The organism is Streptosporangium amethystogenes, assembly GCF_000721075.1.
Classification (GTDB): domain Bacteria; phylum Actinomycetota; class Actinomycetes; order Streptosporangiales; family Streptosporangiaceae; genus Streptosporangium; species Streptosporangium amethystogenes.
Genome location: NZ_JOEQ01000128.1, coordinates 1 through 982 on the forward strand (window position 1 = coordinate 1; position 982 = coordinate 982).

Here is a 982-nt window from a genome sequence, read left to right on the forward strand (position 1 = left end):
TACCCGCCGGTCCCCGTCGTGTGTCTTTCGCACGAATTCAGGAGCCGCTCGAAGTTCCTGATCTTCTCGCTCTTCAGACCGAGTCCTTCGACTGGTTGCTCGGAAACGAGAAGTGGAAGGGGCGGGTCGAGGCGGCTCGCCAGGCCGGGCGCAAGGACGTTCCGGCCCAGTCGGGCCTCGAAGAGATCTTTGAGGAGATCAGTCCCATCGAGGACTTCTCCGGAACCATGTCCCTGTCGTTCCGGGACCACCGGTTCGAGCCGCCCAAGTACTCAGTCGATGAGTGCAAAGACAAGGACATGACCTACTCCGCCCCGATGTTCGTCACGGCGGAGTTCATCAATAACACCACTGGTGAGATCAAGAGCCAGACCGTGTTCATGGGCGATTTCCCGCTCATGACCGGCAAGGGCACATTCATCATCAACGGCACCGAGCGTGTCGTGGTCTCCCAGCTGGTCCGGTCCCCGGGTGTCTACTTCGACCGTAGCGTCGACAAGACCTCGGACAAGGACCTCTACGGATGCAAGGTGATTCCCTCCCGGGGCGCCTGGCTGGAATTCGAGATCGACAAGCGCGACAGCGTCGGTGTGCGCATCGACCGCAAGCGCAAGCAGGCCGTCACCGTGCTGCTCAAGGCGCTCGGCTGGAGCAGCGAGCAGATCCTGGAGCGGTTCGGGCAGTACGAGTCGATGCGGGCGACCCTGGAGAAGGACCACACGGCCGGCCAGGACGACGCGCTGCTCGACATCTACCGCAAGCTGCGCCCGGGCGAGCCGCCGACCAAGGAGTCGGCGCAGACGCTGCTGGAGAACCTGTACTTCAACTCCAAGCGCTACGACCTCGCCAAGGTCGGCCGTTACAAGATCAACAAGAAGCTCGGGGTCGACAGCGAGATCACCCAGGGCACGCTCACCGAGGACGACATCGTCGCCACCATCGAGTACATCGTCCGGCTGCACGCCGGCGAGGTGTCGATGCC

The 982-nt window shown here is 62.7% G+C and carries 1 pseudogene; it reads left to right on the top strand.

The features are described 5' to 3' along the window. Nucleotides 1-982 (top strand): annotated as a pseudogene (locus IG98_RS0143915) (DNA-directed RNA polymerase subunit beta); the annotation flags it as partial.